The sequence below is a fragment of the Novosphingobium kunmingense genome, from assembly GCF_002813245.1.
Taxonomy (GTDB): Bacteria; Pseudomonadota; Alphaproteobacteria; order Sphingomonadales; family Sphingomonadaceae; genus Novosphingobium; species Novosphingobium kunmingense.
The window spans coordinates 914,427-936,143 of the sequence record NZ_PHUF01000002.1 but is presented as its reverse complement, the minus strand read 5'-3'; the positions used below and the strand labels follow the sequence as shown (position 1 = coordinate 936,143).

The 21,717-nt window shown below is 67.1% G+C and carries 20 protein-coding genes; 15 read left to right on the top strand and 5 right to left on the bottom strand.

Annotation, left to right across the window (positions count from 1 at the left end; genetic code table 11):
- Window positions 1–33: 33 nt before the first annotated feature.
- The 6 genes from plsY (at window position 34) to B0I00_RS04535 (ending at window position 6,527) form a co-directional block, all read left to right on the top strand.
- A complete protein-coding gene (gene plsY / locus B0I00_RS04560; RefSeq protein ID WP_100866121.1) occupies window positions 34–615 on the top strand; it encodes a glycerol-3-phosphate 1-O-acyltransferase PlsY in 582 nt (193 codons plus the stop codon).
- Entirely contained in the window at window positions 615–1,706 is a 1,092-nt protein-coding gene (dprA, locus tag B0I00_RS04555) for a DNA-processing protein DprA (RefSeq protein ID WP_100866120.1), read from the top strand. Before plsY ends, dprA begins: the two co-directional genes overlap by 1 nt.
- A gap of 77 nt (window positions 1,707–1,783) precedes the next feature.
- Window positions 1,784–3,316 (top strand): VWA domain-containing protein, encoded by a 1,533-nt coding sequence (locus B0I00_RS04550; RefSeq protein WP_198519133.1) that lies wholly within the window; start codon window positions 1,784–1,786, stop codon window positions 3,314–3,316.
- 45 nt (window positions 3,317–3,361) lie between these two features.
- Window positions 3,362–3,709: a hypothetical protein gene (locus tag B0I00_RS04545; RefSeq protein WP_157812467.1), complete on the top strand. Its 348-nt coding sequence runs from the start codon at window positions 3,362–3,364 to the stop codon at window positions 3,707–3,709.
- A 68-nt stretch (window positions 3,710–3,777) separates the two neighbouring features.
- The gene (gene topA / locus B0I00_RS04540; RefSeq protein WP_100866118.1) at window positions 3,778–6,348 is read left to right on the top strand and encodes a type I DNA topoisomerase; all 2,571 of its coding nucleotides are present in this window, start codon (window positions 3,778–3,780) and stop codon (window positions 6,346–6,348) included.
- Complete coding sequence (locus tag B0I00_RS04535; RefSeq protein WP_100866117.1) at window positions 6,348–6,527, top strand: hypothetical protein; 180 nt, start codon at window positions 6,348–6,350, stop codon at window positions 6,525–6,527. Before topA ends, B0I00_RS04535 begins: the two co-directional genes overlap by 1 nt.
- Here the strand turns inward: B0I00_RS04535 and era are convergent.
- Genes era through lepB form a run of 3 tightly spaced genes read right to left on the bottom strand, consistent with a single transcriptional unit; the run spans window position 6,524 to window position 8,941 of the window.
- Window positions 6,524–7,417, bottom strand: coding sequence for a GTPase Era (gene era, locus B0I00_RS04530; protein WP_100866116.1), 894 nt, complete (start codon window positions 7,415–7,417; stop codon window positions 6,524–6,526). The two genes, B0I00_RS04535 and era, sit on opposite strands and share 4 nt — an antisense overlap.
- The gene (gene rnc, locus B0I00_RS04525; RefSeq protein WP_232730107.1) at window positions 7,414–8,082 is read right to left on the bottom strand and encodes a ribonuclease III; all 669 of its coding nucleotides are present in this window, start codon (window positions 8,080–8,082) and stop codon (window positions 7,414–7,416) included. The genes era and rnc overlap by 4 nt, the downstream gene beginning before the upstream one ends.
- Before the next feature lie 7 nt (window positions 8,083–8,089).
- Window positions 8,090–8,941, bottom strand: a complete 852-nt coding sequence (gene lepB / locus B0I00_RS04520) for a signal peptidase I (RefSeq protein WP_100866114.1) — start codon at window positions 8,939–8,941, stop codon at window positions 8,090–8,092.
- 164 nt (window positions 8,942–9,105) lie between these two features.
- Here lepB and pgi point away from each other — a divergent pair, with 164 nt between their 5' ends.
- Window positions 9,106–10,620, top strand: a complete 1,515-nt coding sequence (pgi, locus tag B0I00_RS04515; RefSeq protein ID WP_100866113.1) for a glucose-6-phosphate isomerase — start codon at window positions 9,106–9,108, stop codon at window positions 10,618–10,620.
- Here the strand turns inward: pgi and B0I00_RS04510 are convergent.
- The gene (locus tag B0I00_RS04510; RefSeq protein ID WP_100866112.1) at window positions 10,613–11,278 is read right to left on the bottom strand and encodes an RBBP9/YdeN family alpha/beta hydrolase; all 666 of its coding nucleotides are present in this window, start codon (window positions 11,276–11,278) and stop codon (window positions 10,613–10,615) included. The genes pgi and B0I00_RS04510 overlap by 8 nt on opposite strands.
- A 242-nt stretch (window positions 11,279–11,520) precedes the next feature.
- Between B0I00_RS04510 and gorA the strand changes: the two genes are divergently transcribed.
- The 3 genes from gorA to B0I00_RS04495 are packed head-to-tail and all read left to right on the top strand — an operon-like array spanning window position 11,521 to window position 14,241.
- Window positions 11,521–12,864: a glutathione-disulfide reductase gene (gene gorA / locus B0I00_RS04505; RefSeq protein WP_100866111.1), complete on the top strand. Its 1,344-nt coding sequence runs from the start codon at window positions 11,521–11,523 to the stop codon at window positions 12,862–12,864.
- Complete coding sequence (locus B0I00_RS04500; protein WP_100866110.1) at window positions 12,861–13,172, top strand: hypothetical protein; 312 nt, start codon at window positions 12,861–12,863, stop codon at window positions 13,170–13,172. Before gorA ends, B0I00_RS04500 begins: the two co-directional genes overlap by 4 nt.
- Before the next feature lie 43 nt (window positions 13,173–13,215).
- Window positions 13,216–14,241 (top strand): NAD-dependent epimerase/dehydratase family protein, encoded by a 1,026-nt coding sequence (locus B0I00_RS04495; protein ID WP_100866109.1) that lies wholly within the window; start codon window positions 13,216–13,218, stop codon window positions 14,239–14,241.
- Here the strand turns inward: B0I00_RS04495 and B0I00_RS04490 are convergent.
- Window positions 14,238–15,638: a helix-turn-helix domain-containing protein gene (locus tag B0I00_RS04490; protein WP_100866108.1), complete on the bottom strand. Its 1,401-nt coding sequence runs from the start codon at window positions 15,636–15,638 to the stop codon at window positions 14,238–14,240. The two genes, B0I00_RS04495 and B0I00_RS04490, sit on opposite strands and share 4 nt — an antisense overlap.
- Window positions 15,639–15,751: 113 nt before the next feature.
- On the opposite strand from B0I00_RS04490, the gene B0I00_RS04485 reads away from it, so the two are divergent.
- From B0I00_RS04485 to bioB, 5 genes are read left to right on the top strand one after another with little or no spacing between them, the layout of a single operon-like run.
- Complete coding sequence (locus B0I00_RS04485; protein ID WP_100866107.1) at window positions 15,752–17,284, top strand: acyl-CoA carboxylase subunit beta; 1,533 nt, start codon at window positions 15,752–15,754, stop codon at window positions 17,282–17,284.
- 10 nt (window positions 17,285–17,294) lie between these two features.
- Window positions 17,295–17,747, top strand: coding sequence for a methylmalonyl-CoA epimerase (mce, locus tag B0I00_RS04480; RefSeq protein WP_100866106.1), 453 nt, complete (start codon window positions 17,295–17,297; stop codon window positions 17,745–17,747).
- A 32-nt stretch (window positions 17,748–17,779) separates the two neighbouring features.
- A complete protein-coding gene (locus B0I00_RS04475; RefSeq protein WP_100866105.1) occupies window positions 17,780–18,568 on the top strand; it encodes an enoyl-CoA hydratase-related protein in 789 nt (262 codons plus the stop codon).
- A 2-nt stretch (window positions 18,569–18,570) separates the two neighbouring features.
- Window positions 18,571–20,706, top strand: a complete 2,136-nt coding sequence (gene scpA, locus B0I00_RS04470) for a methylmalonyl-CoA mutase (protein ID WP_100866104.1) — start codon at window positions 18,571–18,573, stop codon at window positions 20,704–20,706.
- On the top strand, window positions 20,706–21,716 hold the full coding sequence (gene bioB, locus B0I00_RS04465) for a biotin synthase BioB (protein WP_100866103.1): 1,011 nt from the start codon (window positions 20,706–20,708) through the stop codon (window positions 21,714–21,716). The genes scpA and bioB overlap by 1 nt, the downstream gene beginning before the upstream one ends.
- Window position 21,717 lies beyond the last annotated feature (1 nt).

Below are 21,717 nucleotides of genomic sequence, written 5' to 3'. Positions count from 1 at the left end.
GCTAGGACTGGGGCACAAAGGGAAGGACCCGCGATGGAAACTGTTTTGGCTCTGGGTCTTGGCTATACGCTGGGCTCGATCCCGTTCGGCCTCGTCCTGACGCGGCTGTTCGGCGCGGGCGACATTCGCCAGATCGGCTCGGGCAGCATCGGGGCGACCAACGTGCTGCGCACCGGACGCAAGGGCCTCGCCGCCGCAACGGTCCTGCTCGATGCCGGCAAGGGCGTGCTGGCCGTGCTGCTGGCGGCCCGGCTGTGGCCGGGCAGCGAAGGGCTGGCGGCGATCGGGGCGATCGTCGGCCACTGCTTCCCGGTATGGCTGGGCTTCAGGGGCGGCAAGGGCTTTGCCACCGCCGCCGGCGTGCTTGGCGCGTTGGCCTGGCCGGTCATGCTGGTCTGTGCAGCGGTCTGGGCGATTGCGATAGCGGTCAGCCGGACCTCGTCGATCTCCTCGCTCTGCGCAACGAGCGCGGCGCCGCTGGCCGCCTGGGCCATGGGCTATCCGGCGGTTGCGGCGGTCATGGTCGCGATCGCCGCCATCGTGTTCTTCCAGCACCGCGCCAACATTGCCCGCCTGCGCGCCGGGACAGAGCCGAAGATCGGCAGCAAGGGCTGATGACCGCGCTCGGCCAGGACGAGGCTTTCGCCCGCATACGGCTGCTGCGATCGCCCAACGTCGGGCCGGTTTCCTACCGGCAACTGCTCGGCCGCTTCGGCAGCGCGGTCGCCGCGCTGGAAGCGCTTCCCGACCTTGCCGGGCGCAGCAAGCCCTACCGCGTCGCCCCCGAAGCGCGCGTGGCTGACGAGGTCGCGGCGGTCCGGCGAGCCGGTGCGCGCTACCTGTTCCACGATGCGCCCGACTATCCCGCGCTGCTAGCGACGCTCGATGCGGCGCCTCCGATCCTCACCTATCGCGGCGATGCCGCGCTGGCGGCGAAGCCCTGCGTGGCGATCGTGGGCGCGCGCAACGCTTCGGCCGCGGCGGTCAAGCTGGCGCGGCAGTTCGCCGGCGACCTGGCCGAGGCGGGCTTCGTCGTCGTTTCGGGGCTGGCGCGCGGGATCGACGGGGCGGCGCACCAGGCCGCGCTTGCCGGGGGCACCATCGGCGTGATTGCCAGCGGGATCGACGTGACCTATCCGCCCGAGCACGCCGACCTGCAGGAGGAGGTCGCCCGGCACGGCCTGCTGCTGGCCGAACAGCCGCCGGGGACGGATCCGCTCGCCCGCCATTTCCCCTCGCGCAACCGCATCATTGCGGGTCTTGCCGCCGGAACGCTGGTGGTCGAGGCCGCGCCGAAATCGGGTTCGCTCATCACCGCCCGGCTGGCCGGAGAGGCGGGGCGAGAAGTCATGGCCGTGCCCGGATCGCCGCTCGAGCCGCGCTCGCAGGGCTGCAATTTGCTGATCCGCGAAGGGGCCGTGCTGGTCCAGTCGGCAGAGGACGTCATAGAGTTGCTGAGCAGCTTCGATGGCACGCCGCGATCCCATTTCCGCGAAGCTGCGGCAGAATTCGCCGGGGTCCCCGACGATCTGGGCGATACGCCCGCCGATGTCGTCGGGCTGCTGACTCTCGCACCGGTCGCGGTCGACGAACTGATCCGGCAAAGCGGGGAGAGTGCGGCCGCGGTCCAGCTTGCCTTGCTCGAACTGGAACTGTCGGGGCGGCTCGTACGCCACGCGGCCGGGCGAGTCAGCCTGGCTGCGTGATATAATATCTCATTAATCCGCAGTTCATCGTCAGAAACCCACGTTTCGTCCATACAGTCGGATCGGAGGGGTTCACCATGCGCAGCCGTCTTGCCCAGGCCATGTCCAGCGCCGCCGCCCTGTCCTTGCTGGTGCAGCAGCCGGCCTGGTCGCAAGATGCGGGATCCGACGATCGGCAGAGCCGCCAGACCCGGGAGGGGCAGTGCCGCACCCCAGCGCCCCTGCCGCAGCTCGGGCGGGAAGCCCGCCCGATTGGGCAGGACGACGCCAACCGGATCATCGTGACCGGATCCAGCGTCAAGGCGGTGCCGACCGAGCGTTCGGACTCTGCATCACCGCCGCCCCCGCCGCCACCACCTCCTCCTCCTCCTCCGGTTATGGTTGAGGCTCCATCGGCCGATATGGCCGTCGGCGCGGCAGCGCCAACCTCCGCAGTGCGTGAACGGGCGACGGCGCGGCCGGACCGGATCCGCCCGCCCTATCCGCGGCCGCGTCCGCAACCGCGGCCGCAGGCCGGGCTGCTCACCGCGAGCGAACACGACGACCTGCTCAACCCCGAACTTTACGCCGCCTATGTCCGCCGTTCGAACCTGGGCCAGGCCATTCCGGACCTGCCGCAGCTTGACACGGCGCGTGTGCTGACGGTCGAACTTCGCGACCGCTCCGGATCGCCGATCGGCCGCGGCATGGTCGAGGTGCTGTGCGAGGACGGAAACCGTCTGCTGCTGCCCACCATGTCCGACGGCACGGTGACGCTGTTCCCGGCCTTCGACCGCCTCAGTCCTACCGTGCGCATCCGCGCCCTCAATCAGGACTGGCGCACTGTCGGCATCCCGCGCGGTGCGGGCGGGCAGCGAGTCACCTTTACCGGCAACGCAATTGCCGCGATGCCGGCACCCGCGCTCGATCTCGTGCTGGCGATCGACACCACCGGTTCGATGGGCGACGAGATCCGCTACCTGCAAAGCGAACTGGCCTCGATCCTCGATGGCGTGCGGGCGCGCCACCCCGGACTGGACCTGCGCGTCGGGTTCGTCTTCTACCGCGACCTGGGCGACGACTACGTCACGGACACCGTGCCGCTGACGAGGGATTTCGCGTCGGCTCAGGGCGCCCTGGCGCAGCGCTATGCCGGGGGCGGGGGGGACTACCCCGAAGCGATGGATCAGGCGCTGATCCGCGCGGCGGGCCAGTCCTGGCGGCTCAATGCGGTCAAGAGCCTGCTGCTAGTCGCCGATGCGCCGCCGCACGACGACAAGTTCGCCCCGACCTGGCTGGCGGCCGAGCACCTGCGGGCAAAGCGCGTTCACATCGTCCCGGTTGCCGCCTCGGGCGTGGCCGACAAGGCGGAATATGCCATGCGGGCCATGGCCGCGCTGACGCAGAGCCGCTACACCTTCCTCACCGACGATAGCGGCGTGGGCAATCCGCACGCGCCGCCGGCGATCGACTGCTACCTCGTCACCCGGCTCGACGCCTTGCTGCGCAGGGTGATCGACAGCCAGATCGCCGGCCGCCGCATTGAACCGAAGGATGGCGAAGTGATCCGCCAGGTGGGCGAATACGACAAGGGGCGGTGCATAATTCCGCCCGGCGGGTTGCAGCAGTAGGGCGAGCGGCGCATGCCGCTGCCCCGAACCAGGGCCGGAGGCAGAATGGGCGTCTTTCCATCCAGGATGTTCCGCTGGGCGGCGATCTATGGCGCGATCGTCCTGCTGCCGCTCTACTTCACGCCACTGCCGCCGGTGATGGGGGAGGTGCTGCTGGGTTTCATCGGCCTCGCGCTGACCTTTCAGGCGCTGTTCTGGATGATCGGCAGCAACCCGGTGAAGTACCGCAACCTGATGCCGCTAGCAGTCGCGGAAAAGCTGGTCTTCGCCGTGCCGGCCCTGGCCCTGTTCGCGCAGGGCTATCCCGTCTCCCCGCCGACCGCGGTGTTTGCCGGGATCGACCTGCTGCTGGGCCTCGGCTTCTTCGTCGCCTGGCGCCGCACCCCCTCTTGACGCCGCCTTAGCGAAGCTTCCACCCTCGCGCGTGTACACATACGCGTAGAAAGCCGTTCCAGACCGCCATGCAACTTGTCATCGTTGAATCCCCGGCCAAGGCCAAGACCATCGAGAAATACCTGGGCAAGGACTACAAGGTCCTGGCCAGCTTCGGTCACGTCCGCGACCTGCCGCCCAAGGACGGCTCGGTCCGCCCGGACGAGGATTTCGCGATGGATTGGGAACTGTACGGCGACAAGGCGCGCCAGGTGAAAGCGATCACCGACGCGGCCAAGAGCGCCGACCGCCTCATCCTCGCCACCGACCCCGACCGCGAGGGAGAGGCGATTTCCTGGCACGTCAGGGAACTGCTGGCCAAGAAGAAGGTGCTGCCGAAAGAGGTCGAGCGCGTCACCTTCAACGCGATCACCAAGGATGTGATCACCCAGGCGATGAAGGCTCCGCGCGAGCTCGACCAGGATCTGATCGACGCCTATCTCGCCCGCCGCGCACTGGACTATCTGTTCGGCTTCACCTTGTCGCCGGTGCTGTGGCGCAAGCTGCCCGGCGCCAAGAGCGCGGGGCGCGTCCAGTCGGTCGCGCTGCGCCTGATCGTCGAGCGCGAGCGCGAGATCGAGGCGTTCCGCCCGCAGGAATACTGGTCGGTCATCGCCCGGCTGGAGCATCTGGGCACGCAGTTTCCGGCGCGGCTGGTCAAGTTTGACGGCCAGAAGCTCGACAAGCTGACCCTGGGCGACAAGGGCGCGGCGGACAAGGCCAAGGCCGCGGTCGAGGCCGCGACCTTCGCCGTCGACGAGGTCGAGACCCGGCCGACCCGGCGCAACCCCTATCCGCCGTTCACCACGTCGACCCTGCAGATGGAAGCGGCGCGCAAGCTGGGCTTTTCGGCCAGCCACACCATGCGCGTGGCGCAGTCGCTGTATGAAGCGGGCGCCATCACCTACATGCGTACCGATGGCGTGCAGATGGATTCCAGCGCCATATCCGCGGCGCGCAAGGCGATCAGCGATCGCTATAACAATGGCCATTATCTCCCGGAAAAGCCCCGGCATTACGAATCGAAAGCCAAGAACGCGCAGGAAGCGCACGAGGCGATCCGCCCGACCGATTTCGCCAAGGACCGCCACGGAAGCGGCGATGAAGCGCGGCTTTATGAATTGATCTGGAAGCGCGCCATCGCCAGCCAGATGGCCAGCGCCAATATCGAGCGCACCACCGTTACCCTGCGCGACGGCACCGGCAAGCACGAACTGCGCGCCACCGGCCAGGTGATCAAGTTCCCGGGCTTCCTGGCGGTTTATGACGAAACGCTCGACGCCAAGCCGGCGGACGACGAGGATGACGGCGCCATGCTGCCGGTCCTCAACAAGGGCGATCAGCCCGCCAAGCAGGGCGTCGACGCCACCCAGCACTTCACCCAGCCGCCGCCGCGCTATTCGGAAGCGACACTGGTCAAGCGGCTGGAGGAGCTCGGCATCGGCCGCCCCTCGACCTATGCCGCGACGATCCAGGTGATCAAGGATCGCGCCTATGTCCGCACCGAAAAGAACCGCTTCTTTGCCGAGGAATCGGGACGCCTGCTGACCGCGTTTCTCGAACGCTTCTTCCCGCGCTACGTCGGCTACGATTTCACTGCCGGTATGGAGGACGAACTCGACGACGTTTCGGGTGGGCGCGAGGCCTGGAAGGACCTGCTCGCCAAGTTCTGGAAGGACTTCAAGCCCAAGAGCGACGAGGTCATGGAGCGCAAGCCTTCCGAAGTGACAGAAGCGCTCGACGAGTTCCTCTCCGACTACCTGTTCCCGCCGACCGAGGACGGCTCAGACCCGCGCCGCTGCCCGCTGTGCGAGGCCGAGGGGCGCAGCGGAGGACGGCTGTCCCTGCGCGGCGGACGCTACGGCGCCTTCGTCGCCTGCGTCAACTATCCGGAGTGCAAGTACACTCGCAAGTTCGCCCAGCCGGGCGGGTCGCAGGACGCGGGCGAGGACGGCGAGGTGGGCAAGCACCCCGAAACCGGCGAACCGATCCTGCGCAAGGCGGGGCGGTTCGGCCCCTATATCCAGATCGGCGATGGCAAGGAGGCGAAGCGTGCCTCGATCCCCAAGGATATCCCGGAGCTGGACGTGGATTGGGCGGTCAAGCTGCTCAGCCTGCCGCGCACCATCGGCCCGCACCCCGAAACGGGCGAGCCGATCACAGCGGCGATCGGGCGCTATGGCCCCTATCTTGCCCACAACGGGAAGTACGCCAAGCTGCGCGGCACCGCAGAAGTGTTCGAGACCGGCATGAACAGCGCAGTCGCCAAGCTCGCCGAGGCGGCCAACGGCGGGGGCAGGGGGCAGCGTACCCCGGCGGAACCGCTCAAGACCTTCGGGAACCACCCCGAAAGCGGCGGCCCGATCAAGCTGATGGCGGGGCGCTATGGCCCCTACGTCACCGACGGCACCACCAACGCCACCCTGCCGCGCGACAAGAAGCCCGAGGACCTGACCGAGGAAGAGGCGGTGGTCCTGATCACCGAACGCGCCGCCAAGGGGCCGGCCAAGGGCACGAAGAAGGCCGCGCCGAAGAAGAAGGCCCCGGCCAAGAAGCCTGCCGCCAAGAAGGCTCCGGCCAAGAAGAAGGCGGAAGCGTGATGTCGGACAAGTTCGCCAGGCACAAGCAGCCCTGGAAGGCCGACGAGGTCGCCAAGCTGCGCACGCTTGCAGCCAAGGGCAAGGGCCTGAAGGAAATCGCCAAGGCACTGAACCGCAGCGAGGAATCGACCAAGGAACGAGCCAAGATCGACGGCATCGGGATCGCCAAGCTGCGCTAGCGCACCCAGTCGAGCCCCAGTTCCTCGTAGATTTCCTTGTCCTCGCTCCACCGCTCGTCGACCTTGACGTGGAGGAACAGGTGGACCTTCGTGCCCAGCAGGTCGGCCAGCTCCTTGCGCGCGGCTTCGCCGATGGCCTTCAGCTTGGTGCCGCCCTTGCCGAGGACAATTCCCTTCTGGCTGTCGCGGGCGATGACGATCTGCTGGTGGATCTCGACCGAGCCGTCCTTGCGCGTGGTGTAGCTTTCGGGACGGACCACGCTGTCATAGGGCAATTCGTCGTGAAGCTGGCGGTAAAGCTGCTCACGCGTGATCTCGCAGGCAAGCAGCCGCTCGCTGGCGTCCGAGACCTGATCTTCGGGATAGTGCCACGGCCCTTCCGGCATCAGCGCGGCCAGGCGCGTCTTCAACTCGGGCACGCCGTCGCCGGTCAGGGCGGAGACGAAGAACACTTCGGAAAACTGGCCGTCGCCCGCCAGGTCCTGCGCGGCGACGAGCAGCGGCTCCTTCGCCGTCTCGTCGACCTTGTTGAGGACGAGGATCTTGCGCTCGGGGCGATCCTTGAGGCTTTCGAGGATCGGGGCGAGGTAATCGCGCTTCTTCTTGCGGCCGTCGACCACCAGCAGGATCGCGTCGGCTTCCACCGCGCCTTCCCAGGCGGCGTTGACCATCGCGCGGTCGAGCCGGCGCTTGGGCGCGAACAGCCCCGGCGTATCGGCGAGGATGATCTGGGTCTCGCCCTCCAGCGCGATGCCCATCAGGCGCGCGCGGGTGGTCTGCGCCTTGGCGCTGACGATTGCGACCTTCTGGCCGACAAGCGCGTTGACCAGCGTGGACTTGCCCGCGTTGGGCGCGCCGAGCACGGCGACGAGACCGCAGTGTTGTGTCATCCGAACCTCTGCATGAAAGCTGTGGCGGCAAGGGTTTCGGCCTCGCGTAGCGAGGCGCCGGTGGCCTCGGCTTCGCCCACGCCGCCGACGCTGACCGCCACGGTGAAGCGAGCGGCGTGATCGGGGCCGGAGCGCTCGACCAGCCGGTATTCGGGCGTCTTGCGGCGGTTGCCCGCGGCCCATTCCTGCAGCGCAGACTTGGGATGCTTGGCCTGGCCGGTCTTGCCGCCCACCATGTCGGTCCACAGGCGGCGGATCAGGTCGCGGGTCGGTTCGAAGCCTTCGCTGACGAAGCTGGCGCCGATCAGCGCTTCCATAACATCGCCCAGGATGTTGTCGCTGTCGCGGCCGCCGTCTTCGCGGGCCTGCTTGCCGAGCTGGATATGGTCGGCAAGGCCGATCGCGCGGGCGACCTTGGCGCAGGTGGCGCGGCTGACCAGCGCGTTCAGGCGCTGCGACAGGCGGCCTTCGTCGGCGCTTTCGAGCTGGTAGAGCCATTCGGCGATGACCATGCCGAGCACCCTGTCGCCAAGGAACTCGAGCCGCTGGTAATCGCGCTCGGCGCCGGTGCTGCCGTGGGTCAGCGCCTCGAGCCACAGAGCCCGGTCGGCAGGCGTCTTGCCGATCAGGTCGGCAAGGAAATCGTGGCTGGCGGCGCTGAGCACGGGCCGGTCAGAACCCGCCGCCAAGGCGGTTCCAGCGGGCCGCGCTGAACCAGGTCCAGGGCTTGAGCCATTCGGCCCCGCCATCGGTCGAGAACATCATCACCAGCGCGCGGCCCAGCAGGTTGTCCTGCGGCACCGGCCCGCCAAGGCCATTGCGATCGAAGGGCACCCGGCTGTCGGCCGAATTGTCGCGGTTGTCGCCCATCAGGAAGACGCGGCCTTCGGGCACGATCACCGGATCGGTATCGTCGTTCTCGCGCGGGCCGAAGTCGAGAATGGTGTAGCTGCGTCCGCCCGGGAGCGTTTCCCGGTATTGCGGATAACGGCACACGTCGGTGCCGTTGGCGAGGCGGGCCTGGAATTCGGGCGAGTAGCAGCGCGTGTTGGGGCTGACCGCGGCCTCGAAATCGGCGACGCGGACCTTGGGCACCGGCTCGCCGTTGAGCCACAGCACGCCCGACTTCATCTGCACGGTATCGCCGGGCAGCCCGATCACGCGCTTGATCCAGTCCTCGTCGTTCGACGGCGGCGCCTTGAACACCACGACGTCGCCCCGCTCGGGCTGGCTGGCGAAGATCCGGCTTTCGGGCAGCAGCGGCACGCCGAAGGGCAGGCTTTGACGCGAATAGCCATAGGGCCACTTCGCCAGCAGCAGGTAATCGCCGACCAGCAGCCGCGGCAGCATCGATTCGCTGGGAATGTAGAACGGCGCCAGGAAGAAGCTGCGGAACACGGCCACGAACAGCACCAGCTTCAGAAGGAAGACGGGAAAGCTGTCCTCCTTCTTTTCCGGTTTGGTCTTGCCGGAATCGGGGCTGGCGGCGCTTTCGGACACGGTGGCGACGGGGGTTTCGGTCATGGGGCACGTCCATGTTGGCGCAGGCGTCTGCCGTCAAGGGCTAAGGTGTATTGCATGAATATATCACTAACCGTCGATTTGCCGCTTCGCATACGATTGGCGGCTTGGCGAGGGCACCTCTGCAGGCCATAGCGGCCCACGGATCCGCACCCGAGGAGTAGACGATGACCGATGCCACCCGCGCGCTCTGGGCGGACCTTGCCGCCTTGCCCAAGCCGGCGCTGAAGGACTTGTTCGCCGATAGCGGAAGGCTCGACGCGTGGTCGAGCGCGCTGGCCCTGCCGGGCGGGAGGATCCGCTTCGACTGGTCGAAGACGCATCTCGACGCGGCGCACGCCAGGGCATTCTCGAGCCTCGCCGACGCTGCCGGGTTTACCGGACGGCGCGCCGCCATGTTCGCGGGCGAACACATCAACGTGACCGAGGACCGCGCGGTCGAGCACACCGCGCTGCGCGGCGTCGGGCGCGAGACCAGCGTCGAGGAGGCCCACGCGCTGCACCTGCGCATGAAGGGCCTGGTCGAGGCGATCCACGCTGGCGTGCTGGGCGAGGTCAGGCACCTGATCCACATCGGGATCGGCGGATCGGCATTGGGGCCGAACCTTGCCGTCGATGCCCTGACCCGAGACGAAGCCCGGGTCGACGTCCACGTCGTCGCCAATATCGACGGCTGCGCGCTGGAGGAGGCGTTCAGGGCCTGCGATCCGGCGACCACGCTGATCGCCGTCGCCTCGAAGACCTTCACCACCACCGAGACGATGACCAACGCGCAGTCGGCGCTCGACTGGCTGAAGGCGGGTGGAGTCGCGGATCCCTTTGGCCGGGTGATTGCGCTGACCGCGGCGCCGGACAAGGCGGTCGAATGGGGCGTCGATGAAACCCGCGTCCTGCCCTTCGCGGAAAGCGTCGGCGGGCGGTATTCGCTGTGGTCGTCGATCGGCTTTCCGATCGCGCTGGCGCTGGGCTGGCAGGACTTCGCCGAGTTCCTCGACGGCGCGGCGGCCATGGACGAGCATTTCCGCGACACCGACGGCCTTGCCAACCTGCCGCTGCGCGCGGCCTTTGCCGACCTCTATTATACCCGCCTGCGCGGCTGCCAGACCCGCGCGGTCTTCGCCTACGACGAGCGGCTGCGTCTGCTGCCAAGCTATCTGCAGCAGCTCGAAATGGAATCGAACGGCAAGTCTGTGACATTGGACGGCCAGCCGGTCGACGGGCCGACCGCGCCGATCACTTGGGGCGGGGTGGGGACCGACGCGCAGCACGCGGTTTTCCAGTTGCTCCACCAGGGGACCAACCTGGTTCCGGTCGATTTCATCGCCGCGATCATCCCCGGCGACAGCCTCGACCCGGCGCACCACCGCAACCTGCTGGCCAACTGCTTTGCGCAAGGGGCGGCGCTGATGGCCGGCAAGGCGGCGAAAGACGGCGCCCGCGCCTATCCGGGCGACCGGCCGAGCGCGACGATCCTGTGCGAGGATCTCAATCCCGCCACGCTAGGTGCGCTGATCGCGTTCCACGAACACCGCACCTTCTGCAACGGCGTGCTGCTCGGGATCAATTCGTTCGACCAATTCGGCGTCGAGCTGGGCAAGGAGATCGCAAAGTCGATCGTTGCCGGCAGCGCCCGGTTCGATCCGAGCACCGAAGCCCTGCTCGACGCCGCCGGGATCAACTAGCGCCGGCGGCGAAGTGGCTGGGCAGGCCGAGGCGGCCGGTCGCGATCCGCTCCGCCGGGTTGTGGCCCGCATTGCCGGCACCGATGCGCGCCTTAAGCCGGTCGAGCAGCGCCAGGCCTTCGTGCCACAGGCCGAGGCCGGAATCGGCGTTGATATGGCCCGCTTCGCCAAGGTCGACGAGGTCCGACTTCCAGTGGCTGGCCAGCCACGCTGCGGTGTGGAAGTTCATCCACGGGTCGTTGCGGCTGGCGATCAGCAGGCTCTCGAACGGCAATGGATCGACCGGCACCGGAGCGAAGGGATTGAGCCGTTCGTCGCGCGGGAAGAAGTCGGCCTCGGGCGGAGCGACCAGCAAGGCGCCCAGCACCGGATCGCCCCGCTGCGGCTGCTCATAGTGCGCCCACCAGGCCACCGCCAGGCAGCCGAGGCTGTGCGCCACCAGGATGACCGGGCGTCCGGCCCGGTGGATGGCAAGATTCAGCTTGTTGACCCAGGTGTTGCGGTGCGGCCTTTCCCAGTCGCCGAGCTCCACCTTGGAGGCCGCGTCGAGCTCGTGCTCCCACAGCGTCTGCCAGTGCGAAGGGCCGCTGTCGCCGAGGCCCGGGACGAGAAGAATGGCCGGATCGACCGGCTTGGCGGGCGGGGGCAATAGGGGCATTGGCCTGTCTCCGTGATCGCGTCCAGGGGTGGTCGCTGGCAGAGACTTCTGCACAGCGTCGGCCTTTGAAAGCCTGCAGCGGCGAGCCGTTCCTAAATGTCGACTAAAAGAGTAGAGATTAAACGATCGGGCCAGTCGCGAGACGAAACGCTGGCCCCGCATTGCCACTTGGCCGTGCGCCGCCCATATCCCGGCACGACCGCGCCGCACGCGATTCTGGAAAAGAGCAAGGACAAGCCGCAGTGGAATTCGACTACGACCTTTTCGTCATTGGCGCCGGCTCGGGCGGGGTTCGCGCCAGCCGGATCGCGGCGTCCCACGGGGCACGGGTGGCCGTGGCGGAAGAGTTCCGCATCGGCGGCACCTGCGTGATCCGTGGCTGCGTGCCCAAGAAGCTGCTGGTCTATGGGTCCCACTTCGCCGAGGAACTGCAGGACGCCTCGCACTACGGCTGGTCGGTCGAGGGGATGAGTTTCGACTGGGCCGTGCTGCGCGACACCGTGCTGCGCGATGTCGACCGGCTCGAAGTCGCCTACACAGCCACGCTCGACAACCACAAGGTCGAGCATTTCAAGCAGCGCGCGACCGTGACGGGACCGAACACGGTGCGGCTCGCCTCGGGCCGCGAGGTCAGCGCGAAATACATCCTCGTTGCCACCGGCGCCTGGCCTGTCATGCCCGATTTCCCGGGCAACGAGCACTGCATCACGTCGAACGAAGTGTTCCACCTTCCCGAGCTGCCGCGCCGCGTGATCGTGCAGGGCGCCGGCTATATCGCGATGGAGTTTGCCGGCATCTTCAACGCGTTGGGCAGCCATGTCACCGTGGTCAATCGCAGCGAAACCCTGCTGCGCGGCTATGACGAGGCACTGCGCGACCGCCTGCTCCAGATCACCATGGCGCGCGGGATCGAGTACAAGTTCAACTGCCCGATCAAGAAGGTCGAGAAGCAGGAGGACGGCTCGCTGCTGGTGTGGGTTGGCGATCACGATCCGGTCCCGGCCGACGTCGTGCTGGTGGCCACGGGGCGCCGCCCCAACACCGACGGGCTGGGCCTCGAGACGGCGGGCGTGCAACTGGGCGACAAGGGCCAGATCCCGGTCGACGAACTCAGCCGCACGAGCTGCGAGAGCATCTACGCCGTCGGCGACGTGACCGACCGGGTCCAGCTTACCCCGATCGCCATCCGCGAAGGCCACGCGGTGGCCGATGCGCTGTTCGGCAACAACCCGCGCGCGATCGCCTACGACTGCATTCCCAGCGCCGTATTCTCGCAGCCGCCGCTGGCCTCGGTCGGGCTGACCGAAGGGCAGGCGCGCAACCAGTTCGGCAACGTGAAGATCTACACCAGCGACTTCCGGCCGATGAAGAACGTCTTTGCCAGCCGCCAGGAACGCGGTCTCTACAAACTGGTCGTCGATGCGGGCACCGACCGGATCCTGGGCATTCACATGATCGGGCCGGAGGCGCCCGAAATCCTCCAGGCCGCCGCAATTGCGGTCCAGGCAAAGCTAACCAAGGCGGACTTCGACGCAACCGTGGCGCTGCACCCCTCGATGGCCGAGGAACTGGTCCTGATGCGATGATGCGCGGGCTGCTCTTGGCGGTCGCGGCCGCTGTCCTGACGCTGTCCAGCCTGCTGGTGGTGACGACGGGCGGGGAGCGGACGATGTACGGATACGAAGGGGGCGTGGCGGAAAATTTCCGGCCTCGCGAGCAGGCGGGCTGGCCCGCACCGTTCCTGGCCGACAGTCCGGATACGTCTGTGATCCACCAGATCGGGGTCGAGGACGACCTGCGGGCTGGCAACCTGCTGGGAACTTACGCCTTCTGGCTGCTCGTCGTGCTGGCGGCGCGGCGGATCGCGGGGAGCCGACGTCCGTTGCAAGATTGAACGGACCGACTAGTCTCGATCGAGCATAACGGGGAGAAGCGACATGGCGGGCACGGTTCTGGTCAGCGGTGGAAGCGGATACATCGCAGGCGAAACGATCCGCCAGTTGCTGGCGCGCGGGTGGACGGTACACACGACCGTCCGCAACTTGTCGCGGGAGGCGGAACTGCGCGGCCAGCTTGGCGGATCTCCCGAGACTTTGCGCTTCTACGCCGCCGATCTGATGAAAGATGCCGGCTGGGCCGAAGCGATGGACGGGTGCGACGCGGTCTGCCACATGGCCTCGCCGTTCCCGACCAGCGTGCCGAAAGACGAGAACGAGCTGATCGTCCCCGCGCGCGAGGGCGCCTTGCGCGCGCTGCGCTTTGCCCATGCCGCGGGGATCAAGCGGTTCGTCATGACCAGCAGCGCGGCGGCGATTGCCTATGGCCACCCGCCCGGCAAGTCGCAGTACGACGAAAGCGACTGGACGAACGTCGATGCGCCGGGCGTCCAGCCCTATATAAAGTCCAAGACCATCGCCGAGCGCGCCGCGCGCGACTGGGTTGCGGCCAACGCGCCCGAGATGGACTATTGCGCGGTCTGCCCGGTCGCCGTGATCGGGCCCGTCGAAGGCAGCGACTTTGCCGCTTCGATCGACCTCGTGCTGAGGCTGCTCAACGGGTCGGTCCCGGCGCTGCCCGACGTCGGGTTCAGCATAGTTGACCTGCGCGACATTGCCGATCTGCATGTGCGTGCGCTCGAAGCCGATGCGGCGACGATCCACGGCGAGCGATTCATCGGCTCCTCAGGGCCGTTCCAGCGCTTTGCCGATGTAGCGCGGGTGCTGCGCGACAACCTCGGCCCGCAGGCGCGCAAGGTGCCGACACGCAAGATGCCCAACTGGGCGGTGCATCTGTTGGCGATGGTCATGCCCCCGGCGCGGCAACTACTCGGCGAACTGGGGCGTGTCCGCGCGACGAGTTCGGCCCACGCGCAAGAGGTTCTGGGCTGGAGCCCGCGCCCGCCCGAGCAGTCGATCGTCGACTGCGCGCGCAGCCTGATCGAGAAGGGCGTCGTCAAGGTCTAGCCCACCCGGTAGGGCACCACGCCGCGGCTGTCCGGATCGACGCTGATCGGGCGGTCGCTGGGCGGAAAGGCGCGCTGGTCGCAATCGGCGCGCGGGCAGATGCGGCAGGAAATGCCGATCCGCGTCGCGGCCCGCTCGGCGGTCAGGTCGAGCCCGTCGGCATAGACGAACTCGCCCGCCTGGCTCGCCTCGCAGCCCAGCGCCACGGCATAGCGGCGCGGCGCCCGGTCGTAGCTGCCGCTCGGTTTCACCAGACCCTTGGCCATCGAGACATAGCGCACCCCGTCGGGCGTTTCGGCAAGCTGCACCAGGATCCGGTCGGGGATCGCCACCGCCTCGTGCACGATCCACAGCGGGCAGGCCCCCCCGAACCGGGCAAACTGCAGCCGCGTTGCCGAATGACGCTTGGTGATGTTGCCCGCCATATCGACGCGGCAGAAGAAGAACGGCACCCCGCGCGCATCCTCGCGCTGCAAGGTGGAAAGGCGGTGGCAGGTCTGTTCGAAGCTGGTGCCGAAGGCTTGGGCCAGCCTGTCGATGTCGTGGCGCACTTCGCGCGCGGCTGCGCGGAAGCGGCGATAGGGCATCAGCAATGCGCCGGCGGCATAGTTGCAAAGTCCCACGAACAGCAACTGGCGGCTGGCCGCGGTGCGCAGGCCCGCACCTTCGATCACTGCGGCGATCTCGTCCTTTAGCGCCAGCGCAGCAAGCTGGTGCGCCAGCAGGAAGCGGCGGCTTTCGACCGGCTGGCCGGGATCGACCGTCAGGTGGCCCATTTCGGCGTCGTAGGAGCGCAGACCCTGCAGCCCCGAATAGATCAGCGAGATCGACAGCGCGTCCTTCAGGTAGGCCTCGATCGCACCCGTGTCCGGCGTCTGCCCGCCGAGCTGGCTGGCCAGCGCCTCTGCCGCGCGGTCGAGGCTGTCGACATAGTTGTTCTCGAGGTGGAACCAGTCGCGCACCTCCTCCCACGGCAGTCGGGCGGTGCCGGCGCTTTCGCTGGCCAAAGCCTCGTCCACCATGGCGAGCCGCTGCCCGCCGCGGCGATAGGCTTCGTGGAGCGCGATGAACCGCTCGGCGAGAACCGGTTGCTGCTCGGCAAAGCGCGCGAGCTGCGCGGCATCGAGCGGTTCGGGAAACAGTGGGTCGGCGTTGGCTTCGCGGAGCGCGGCAAGCCGTTCTTCGGCATCGCCCGCGCCGACCCCGCGCCAGTCGAGCGGGAAGGCACGGGCCAGCCTGTCGATGAGCGCCGTGGTCAGCGGACGGTCGTCGTTCTCGAGCTGCGAGAGGTAGGATGTGCTGATCGCCAGCGCGGCCGCAAGTTCGGACTGCTTCAGCCGCCGCTCGGTGCGGATGGCGCGAAGCTGGGCTCCGGCGAACAGGCGGCGCTGGGACATGGCACAAAGCCTACTTTGCAAAGTCGTGCTTTGCAACTTTGCAAGTTCACATTGGACATTGCCTGCCCCGCGCGGCAAGCCCGACGCTTCAACGCGATTCAGACGGGAAGAGCATGTCTGCAAACATTGCCGAAATGGAAAAGCGCCGCGCTGCCGCACGCCTGGGCGGGGGGCAGAAGCGGATCGACGCCCAGCACGCCAAGGGCAAGCTGACCGGGCGCGAACGCCTGCTGATCCTGCTCGACGAGGGCAGCTTCGAAGAAACCGACATGTACGTCGAACACAACTGCGTCGACTTCGGGATGCAGGACAGCGTCATCCCCGGCGACGGGGTGGTGACGGGCAGCGGCACGATCAACGGGCGGCTGGTCTATGTCTTCAGCCAGGATTTCACCGTGTTCGGTGGCGCCGTGTCCGAACGCCACGCGATGAAGATCTGCAAGGTGATGGACGCGGCGATGAAGGTCGGCGCGCCGGTGATCGGCCTCAATGACAGCGGCGGCGCGCGCATCCAGGAAGGCGTCGCTTCGCTTGGCGGCTATGCCGAGATTTTCCAGCGCAACGTGCTCGCCTCGGGCGTCGTCCCGCAGCTCAGCCTCATCATGGGGCCGTGCGCGGGCGGGGCGGTCTATTCGCCGGCGATGACCGACTTCATCTTCATGGTGAAGGACAGCTCCTACATGTTCGTCACCGGTCCCGACGTGGTCAAGACCGTGACCAACGAGGTGGTGACTCAGGAGGAACTGGGCGGGGCGATCACGCACAGCACCAAGACCAGCGTGGCTGACCTCGCGCTCGAAAACGATATCGAGGCGCTGCTGACTGCGCGCGACTTCTTCGATTTCTTGCCCTTGAACAACCGCGAAGAGGTGCCCGAGCGGCCGACCACCGACCCGTGGGACCGGATCGAGGACAGCCTCGACACACTGATCCCGGCCAACGCCAACCAGCCCTACGACATGCACGAAGTCGTGAAGAAGGTGCTGGACGAGGGTGAGTTCTTCGAGATCCAGCCGGGTCACGCCGCCAACATCCTGTGCGGCTTCGGCCGGGTAGAGGGCAAGACCGTGGGCGTGGTCGCCAACCAGCCGATGGTGCTGGCCGGCGTGCTCGACATCAATTCATCCAAGAAGGCCGCGCGCTTCGTGCGGTTCTGCGATGCCTTCAACGTGCCCATCCTGACCTTCGTCGACGTCCCCGGGTTCCTCCCCGGCACCGCGCAGGAACTGGGCGGGATCATCAAGCATGGCGCCAAGCTGCTGTTCGCCTATGCCGAGGCGACCGTGCCCAAGATCACCGTGATTACCCGCAAGGCATACGGCGGGGCCTATGACGTGATGGCCTCAAAGCACCTGCGCGGCGATCTCAACTACGCCTGGCCCACCGCCGAAATCGCGGTGATGGGCGCCAAGGGCGCGGTCGAGATCATCTTCCGCTCCGACATCGGCGATCCCGCCAAGATCGCTGAGCGCACCAAGGAGTACGAAGACCGCTTCGCCAATCCGTTCGTGGCGGCGAGCAAAGGCTTCATCGACGAGGTGATCCACCCGCGCAACACTCGGCGGCGGATCGCGCTGGGGCTGCGGAAACTGCGGAACAAGCAGCTCGAGAACCCCTGGAAGAAGCACGACAACATTCCGCTTTAAGGACAGGCACATGAAACTAGGCCGCCTCAACCACATCGGCGTGGCAACTCCGTCGATCGCGGACTCCATCGTCTTCTACCGCGACGTCATGGGCGCGACGAAGATCCATGCGCCGTTCGATCTGGAATCGCAGGGCGTGAAGGTCTGCTTCGTCGATACCCCCGGCGCGGACGGGGCGCTGAACGGCACCCAGATCGAGCTTATCGAGCCGCTACCCGGCAACACCAGCATCGCCGGTTTCCTCGACAGGAACCCGGCCGGCGGACAGCACCACATGTGCTACGAAGTGCCCGATATCCACGCCGCCAAGGCCGAGTTCGAGGCCATGGGCAAGCGCGTGCTGGGCGAACCGCGCATTGGCGCGCACGGCACGCTGATCTTCTTCGTCCACCCCAGGGACATGGGCGGGGTGCTGACCGAAATCATGGAAACGCCGAAGGCGGGCGAACACTGGTCGAACTGACCGGACACGACGCGATCTGACTGGAGAGAGACATGGCTGAATACGAGACGATCCTGACCGAGCGCAAAGGTGACGTTCTGGTCATCACCCTCAACCGGCCCGACCGGCTCAACGCTGCGTCGCTGCAAATGGCCGACGATATCAGCCTTGCGCTCTACCAGCTTGATGGCGCGCGCGCCGTCCTCATCACCGGCGCGGGCCGGGCGTTCTGCTCGGGCGCGGACCTTCAGGCACGCGGCGCTGCCAGCGCGGTAAGCGGCGGGGATGCCAGCCACAAGGCGCTGATGAACCATTACAATCCGGCGCTGAGCCAGATCCTTCGCCTTCCGGTTCCGGTGGTGACGGCGGTCAATGGTCCGGCGGCGGGCGTCGGTTGCTCGATCGGCCTTGCCGGCGATTTCGTGCTGGCCGGAAAGAGCGCCTATTTCCTGCAGGCCTTCGTCAACATCGGGCTGGTCCCCGATGGCGGATCGACCTGGCTGCTGACCCGGGCGATCGGCAAGGCCCGGGCCACGCGCATGATGATGCTGGGCGAGCGCGTCGGCGCCGAACAGGCGGAAGACTGGGGCCTGATCTACAAGGCGGTCGACGATGCCGCGCTGATGGATGAGGCGCTCGCGCTCGCAACCCGTCTGGCTGAAGGGCCGACGGTGTCTTACGCAACGATGAAAGCCAATATAATGACCGCGCTCGATGGCACCTTGCCGCAGGTCCTGCTGGCTGAAGCCGAAGGTCAGCGGATCGCCGGATCGAGCGCCGACGCCATGGAGGGCGGCCTCGCCTTCCTCGAAAAGCGCAAGGCTGCATTCAAGGGTAAGTAATCATGGCTGGAATCGAAGACTGGCAGGCCGCCGCGACCAAGGAGGTCAAGGGCAAGGACCTCACCTGGAACACGCCCGAGGGGATCGCGGTCAAGCCGCTCTACACTGCCGAGGACGTGACCGCCGATCCGGGCCTGCCGGGCTTCGCCCCGTTCACTCGCGGCGTGCGCGCCAGCATGTATGCGGGCCGCCCGTGGACGATCCGCCAGTACGCCGGGTTCTCGACTGCCGAGGAATCGAACGCCTTCTATCGCCGCAACCTGGCGGCGGGGCAGAAGGGCCTTTCGGTGGCTTTCGACCTTGCCACCCACCGCGGATACGACAGCGATCACCCGCGCGTCGTGGGCGACGTCGGCAAGGCCGGTGTGGCGATCGACAGCGTCGATGACATGAAGATCCTGTTCGACGGCATCCCGCTCGACCAGATGAGCGTGTCGATGACCATGAACGGCGCGGTGATCCCGATCCTGGCGTTCTTCATCGTCGCGGGCGAGGAACAGGGGGTCGACCGCAAACTGCTCGACGGGACCATCCAGAACGACATCCTCAAGGAGTTCATGGTCCGCAACACCTACATCTATCCGCCCGAACCCTCGATGCGGATCATCTCGGACATCTTCGGCTACACCAGCCGCGAGATGCCCAAGTTCAATTCGATCTCGATTTCCGGCTACCATATGCAGGAAGCCGGGGCGACGCAGGTCCAGGAACTGGCCTTCACGATCGCCGACGGCATGGAATACGTGAAGTACGGGGTCGCCAGCGGCCTCGACATCGACAAGTTCGCCGGGCGCCTGTCGTTCTTCTTCGCCATCGGCATGAACTTCTTCATGGAAGTGGCCAAGCTGCGCGCCGCGCGCGTGCTGTGGCACCGCGTGATGACCAGGCTGGGCGCGCAGGACGAACGCAGCAAGATGCTGCGCACCCACTGCCAGACCAGCGGGGTCAGCTTGCAGGAGCAGGACCCCTACAACAACGTCATCCGCACCACGATCGAGGCGATGGCGGCGATGCTGGGCGGAACACAGTCGCTCCACACCAACGCACTGGATGAAGCGATCGCACTGCCGACCGACTTTTCCGCGCGCATCGCCCGCAACACCCAGATCGTGATCCAGGAAGAAACGGGCATGACCAAGGTGGTCGATCCGCTCGGTGGGTCGTACTACATCGAGGCGTTGACCCAGGAACTGGTCGATCAGGCCTGGGCGATCATCGAACGGGTCGAGGCCGAGGGCGGCATGGCCAAGGCGGTCGCCGCCGGCTGGCCCAAGGCGATGATCGAGGAAGCCGCCGCCGGCCGTCAGGCCCGTGTCGACAAGGGCGAGGACGTGATCGTCGGCGTCAACAAGTACCGCCTGGCATCGGAAGACCAGCTCGAAACGCTGGAAGTCGACAACCACGTGGTCCGCGAAGGGCAGATCGCCCGCCTGAAAGCCACCCGCGCCGCGCGTGACGAAGGCAAGTGCCAGGCCGCGCTCGCTGCGCTGACCGAAGGCGCCAGGGGGCAGGGCAACCTCCTCGAACTCGCGGTCGAAGCCGCGCGCCACCGCGCCACGCTGGGCGAAATTTCCGACGCGATGGAGGCCGTGTTCGGCCGCTATGGCACCCAGCCGACCCCGGTGAAGGGCATCTACGGCGGCGCTTACGCGGGCGACAGCCGCTACCAGCAGGTCCTGGACGGCGTGGAAGCAGTAGAGCGCCGCCTGGGACGCAAACCCCGCATCCTGATCGCCAAGATGGGCCAGGACGGCCACGACCGCGGCGCTAACGTCATTGCTTCAGCGTTCAGCGACATGGGCTTCGACGTGACCAGCGGGCCGCTGTTCCAGACGCCCGAAGAAACGGTGGTGCTGGCACTGGAAAGCGGGGTCGACGCGGTCGGCGCCTCGAGCCTGGCCGCCGGGCACAAGACGCTGATCCCCGAACTGATCCAGCGCCTGAAGGAAGCCGGACGCGGCGACATCAAGGTTGTCGCGGGCGGGGTGATCCCGCCGCAGGACTACGATTTCCTGCGCGACGCAGGCGTGCAGGGCATCTATGGCCCCGGCTCCAACGTGGTCGAATGCGCGGCCGACATGCTGCGCCTGCTCGGCCACAACATGCCGCCCGCCGGTGGTGAGGCAGAGGCAGCTTGATGACAGCGATCCGCACCGACTGGACCCGCGCGGAGATCGCCGCGCTGTTCGACCTGCCGTTTACCGAGCTTCTGTTCCGCGCGGCCAGCGTCCACCGCGAGAACCATCCGCCCGAACAGGTGCAGCTCTGCACCCTGCTGTCGATCAAGACCGGCGGCTGTCCGGAGGATTGCGGCTATTGCAGCCAGTCGGTCAAGGCCGACAGCGGGGTCGAAGCGACCAGGCTGATGGACGTTCAGGCCGTTCTGCAAAAGGCCGCGCAGGCCAAGGATAATGGCAGCCAGCGCTTCTGCATGGGCGCCGCCTGGCGCAACCCCAAGGACCGCGACATGCCCGCGATCGTGGAGATCGTGAAAGGCGTGCGCGCCATGGGGCTCGAGACCTGCATGACGCTCGGCATGCTGACGCCGAAGCAGGCGGACATGCTAGCTGAGGCCGGGCTCGACTATTACAACCACAACATCGACAGCAGCCCGGAATACTATGAGCGCGTCATCACCACGCGCACGATGGCCGACCGGCTCGACACTTTGTCGAACGTCCGCGCGGCGGGGATCAACGTGTGTTCGGGCGGGATCGTCGGCATGGGCGAGACGCGGGAGGACCGCGTCGGCTTCGTCCACACGCTCGCCACGCTGCCGCAGCACCCCGAAAGCGTGCCGGTCAACGCGCTAGTGCCGGTCAAGGGCACCGTGCTGGGCGACATGCTGGCGGATACCCCGATGGCCAAGATCGACGACATCGAGTTCGTCCGCACCGTCGCAGTGGCGCGGATCACGATGCCGCTCTCGATGGTGCGCCTCTCCGCGGGGCGCGAGTCGATGAGCGAGGCGACCCAGGCGCTGTGCTTCCTCGCCGGCGCGAACTCGATCTTCACCGGCGACAAGCTGCTGACCGCTCCGAACGCGGGCGACGACAGCGACGCCGCGCTGTTCGCCAAGCTGGGGCTGACGGCGCTGGCGCAACCCGAACCGCTACGTGCCTGCCGCACCCCTGAACTTGCGGAGTAAA